Genomic DNA, 3,909 nt, shown 5'->3' with positions numbered 1-3,909 from the left:
GAATGGAGCGGCACCTTCGACACCCTCAAGCGCAAGCGCGACAAGTTCCGCAAGAAGGCCGCCGCCCTCATGAAAGAGCACAAGCGCCGCGACCGCCGCCTCGCCAAGGGCAAGACCGAAGTCGCCGGCGAAACCCTCACCCCCGCCGAAAAGCTCATCGCCAAAGCCGCGAAGATCGACGCCTTCCTTTCGGAAAACGAACCTCGCGCCGGCGTCTCCGGAAAGGAAGTGCAGAGCAATCTGACCGATCCCGGGTCCAGCAAGATGCACACCTCCAAAGGCACCGTCCAAGGCTACAACTGCCAGGCCCTCGCCGACGGATCCCACCAGATCGTGACTTGCGCCCACATCCCCGATGGCGGCCAGGACGGCCGCGTCCTCGGTGAACTCTTCGAACAAGCCGCCGCCCGCGCCGAGGCCGCCGGACTCGGCGGCGACTTCTACCGCGGCAAGGAACTCCTCGCCGACGCCAACTACCACAGCGAGCCCAACCTCGAAGCCTGCGCCGCACGTCAGCTCGACGCCGTCATACCCGACCCCAACCACCGCGACCGCGACGAGCGCTACGAAGGCCGCGACCGGCACCTCCGCAAAGTCCGCCCCAAGGACAGCGGCCGCTTCGCCGCCGCCGACTTCACCCGGGACGAGGAAGCCGACACCTACCGCTGCCCCAAGGGCCAGATCCTCCGTCGCAAGCCCGGTACCAGCACCTCCACCGGCGGCAAAGGAGCCTTCCACAAGTACGAGATCGAAAGTGACTTCTGCAGCATCTGCGAGTTCCGCTCACGTTGCCTGAGTAAAAACGGCAAACGTCGTACTTTGAGCGTCTGCATCGAGCCCGCACGCCCCCATTGCAAGTCCATGCGGGACAAGGTCGACACCCCGGAAGGAAGGCATCGCTACAGCTACCGCATGGGCACCATCGAACCGATCTTCGCCAACCTGCGGCACGCCAAAGGCCTCAACCGCATCAACTACCGCGGACGGGAAAAGGTGGGAGTCATCTGGAACCTCTGGAGCATCATGCACAACATCGGCAAGATCGCCCTCTACCGGCCGGAATACGGCACCGGCGAGCCCGCCACGGGGTGAGGCCGGCATGCCCCGCGGCATCCGTGACCCCGGCAGGGCGTCACAGGAGCCCATCACGAGGCGCCACGACCCCGCAAGGGAAACGCCCGCCCGGAAATCGAAAACGACGTCCATCACTCGGCACCATCCGAAGGCAATGGTACGACGGGCTCAACAGGGGTTTTCCGACGGTCTCGTTCGCCTTCGTTTGTTGCTCTGGTGGAAGATATTTCGGAGCGCTTACCGTGAAGAATCTCGATAACTTGACTTCTCACCGCTTCATACTTGGGGCGCTCCCTGAAAAAGCTGAAGGTCTGATGATCTCCGTTGCTCGAGTATCCGTCTAAGTGAAAGGCCCGTTCATCGGGCTTCAAATCGCCGTTGGTACGCATGAACTCGTTGGTCGAATCGTAGCTTCCGAGCGAAAAGTACCGACTAGCGGCCTTATCCCCGGAGCGCAATATGAACTTCCAAAGTAGCGGGCGCTCACCCGCCAGATCAAAATATTCGAGCGTGAAAACTCGGAATTCACCAACGACGAATTGATCTCGAATAAAGAACGTCTGCTTCTTCAGTTCATCAGACTTCCCGGCAGATCGAGCCGCTCGAAGTTCGCCGATGGTGGCCTCGGCCTTATCGTGCTGGCCCGCGGCCCAGTATGCCTGAATCAACTTCGCTTTAAGTTGCCAGTCGGCCGGTTCGAGCTTCTCAAGACGCTGCCACGAATCGATTGCCTGTGCATAGTCTTCATCCATATAGCTCGCCATGCCGAAGTTGTAGAGCGCACTGCGGTCGTTTGGATCTTCTTCTAGCGCCTTCTTGAAATCATCTTTCGATGGTTCTGCTGCCATAACGGCTGAAGCGAGAATGAGCGCTACTAGCGGGAGTTTCATTATCTCGTCGAACGTCAGAGGAATGGCTCACCGACCCTCATGGCGGCGCTCCGATTTCCATTGCCGGATGGAACCACCATGACAGCCCTGTGACAAGGCCGGTGTGAGGGGTCGCCATCTCCGACTTGTTCGTCATTCTGTTCTTGCGGGTTGCATTCTCTCGCCTCGCGGCACGAACCGCAGAAGGCCTGGCTCGATCACAAGCTTGGCATCAACAGCATCCGCAATAGCCCCCATCACCTCGATCCAACGAACATCCTTGAGGTGCAAATCCAACTTTCGGTCGAAGCGCTCTTGAATCTTCGAAGCATCGATCTTCAGATAGTATCCCGGCAAAGTCATCGACGAGCCAAGGAGTTCAATCGCACAATCTACCCGAGTTCCCGTGAAATCAACTGTTGGCAGCCTGCGATTCGCTTGCTTAACGGTCCACGCCAGTGTCTTGGGCGCAGGTGGTGCAGGGGCATCCAGTGCCGCAACCCTGCTTCCACCGAATGCAACGCCCACGAAAAGAACTATGGCTATACGCAAAAACATAATTTTTAAGACGAACGTCAGAGGCATAGTGCGACGCCAAACCATGGCGGCGCTCAGCACTCGCTTGCGAGGATTGAATCACTAGGACAGGCACACAACAAGGCCGTGGTTAGGCGTCGCCGTCGCCGACTTGTTGTGCTTTTGTTGTTAGTTACTCAGTCAGAAAGGGAATCGATTATCGACTCCAACGCATCGACCCTCGCAGGATTCTGCGTCTCTTTTAGCTCGGCTCTCACTGCGGCAAATAGACAGTCCAATTCGTTGGAGGTCGCGCGGCCGAGTTCGGCGAATACCGACTCAAGTGCCCGGACATCGTCGTCCTTTCGGTCATCCGAACCCTCGGCGACGACCAGGTACACGATCGCCTCAATCAGAGCCTTGTGTATCGCGCTCACTGTGAGTCGACCTCAAAAGAGCCTCTCGAGAAATCTCCAAACTCAGAAATCGAATCACCTCCGAGCGCAAGACCGTAGAACTCATTCCCGCCGGGCTTCAGGGCGTACTCGATCCTCTCAATCGTCGCGCGCTCCGTCCTTCCGTTGGGTGCGTGGAGCACGAGATGGGTACCGGCGGTGCAGTGTGATGACTCGCGAGCCGAGATCATATTCAGGATGACCTGAGGTCCGTCTGTGATCTGGAACACTGTCTCAATAGCGTGTCGAGTGACGGCATCCATTCTTTGGCACAACGTCGAAGGCCTGGCACCCGCTACCGGGAGCTCCCCTCCGATTCAGGTTGGGGTTTGTCGCTACCCTCCGAATCCGATTCGGACTGGGTAGCGGATTGTCCAGCGCCGCCTTGTTCGGCTTGTTTCGTGTAGAGCTTGTGGCCCTCAAGGTAGGGAATCAGCCTCGTCATCTGGTCGTAGTCGATCTCCTCGGTCACATTCTCTCGGTAATAGACTCGCACCCCTACCATCTCCCCATCCTCGAACTCCCCTTTGAGCCCGCCCTCCTTCTCGTCAATTCCTCGGTAGGAAGTCGTGCACATGATCCACCTTCCGGAGTCGCCAATCTGCCAGACGTAGCCATCCTCGCCCAAGCTGCTCATGCCGCCGATGATCTTGGCCTCTTTGTCCATTGTGATCTTCGTCCGCTTGAGGAAATCGCCCATCGTGTCACCCCGATCGATCTTCGGGATCTGTTCCAAGACTCGCTGAACGACGGGTGGTATTGTTTCCTGTGCTCGAACCGCAGTCGATGAGAGCCACGCGAGGAGAAAGGCTGTAAAGTAGGCTCTCATTCTTGCCAGACCCTATGGCTGCGACTTGAAGCAGTCGGGCACCGTTGGAGTAGGTTGAGGGTTGGGAAAGCGGTGTCGTGTCTGGTTCAAATCGTGGGCTATCCCGTATGAACGGGACCTATCCAACATCAATCGATTGTAACGAATGAATACGAACTCAGACACG

The 3,909-nt window shown here is 58.1% G+C and carries 5 protein-coding genes; 1 reads left to right on the top strand and 4 read right to left on the bottom strand.

Features of this window, described 5'->3' with window-relative positions:
* Nucleotides 1-1,092 (top strand): transposase (locus tag HNR46_RS20220; RefSeq protein ID WP_184022473.1); only part of this gene is annotated, 1,092 nt, incomplete at its 5' end.
* Nucleotides 1,093-1,205: 113 nt separating this feature from the next.
* Here the strand turns inward: HNR46_RS20220 and HNR46_RS20215 are convergent.
* The 4 genes from HNR46_RS20215 to HNR46_RS20200 all read right to left on the bottom strand — a co-directional run bounded on the left by HNR46_RS20215 (nucleotide 1,206) and on the right by HNR46_RS20200 (nucleotide 3,743).
* Nucleotides 1,206-1,964, bottom strand: coding sequence for a tetratricopeptide repeat protein (locus HNR46_RS20215; protein ID WP_184022471.1), 759 nt, complete (start codon nucleotides 1,962-1,964; stop codon nucleotides 1,206-1,208).
* A gap of 132 nt (nucleotides 1,965-2,096) precedes the next feature.
* The gene (locus HNR46_RS20210) at nucleotides 2,097-2,546 is read right to left on the bottom strand and encodes a hypothetical protein (RefSeq protein WP_221285311.1); all 450 of its coding nucleotides are present in this window, start codon (nucleotides 2,544-2,546) and stop codon (nucleotides 2,097-2,099) included.
* A gap of 110 nt (nucleotides 2,547-2,656) precedes the next feature.
* On the bottom strand, nucleotides 2,657-2,896 hold the full coding sequence (locus tag HNR46_RS20205; protein WP_184022467.1) for a hypothetical protein: 240 nt from the start codon (nucleotides 2,894-2,896) through the stop codon (nucleotides 2,657-2,659).
* A gap of 313 nt (nucleotides 2,897-3,209) precedes the next feature.
* Entirely contained in the window at nucleotides 3,210-3,743 is a 534-nt protein-coding gene (locus HNR46_RS20200; RefSeq protein WP_184022465.1) for a hypothetical protein, read from the bottom strand.
* Between the last annotated feature and the right edge of the window lie 166 nt (nucleotides 3,744-3,909).

This window comes from Haloferula luteola (assembly GCF_014201715.1).
GTDB lineage: Bacteria > Verrucomicrobiota > Verrucomicrobiia > Verrucomicrobiales > Akkermansiaceae > Haloferula > Haloferula luteola.
The sequence above is the reverse complement of the archived record's forward strand: the minus strand, read 5'-3'. Positions and strand labels throughout refer to the sequence as shown.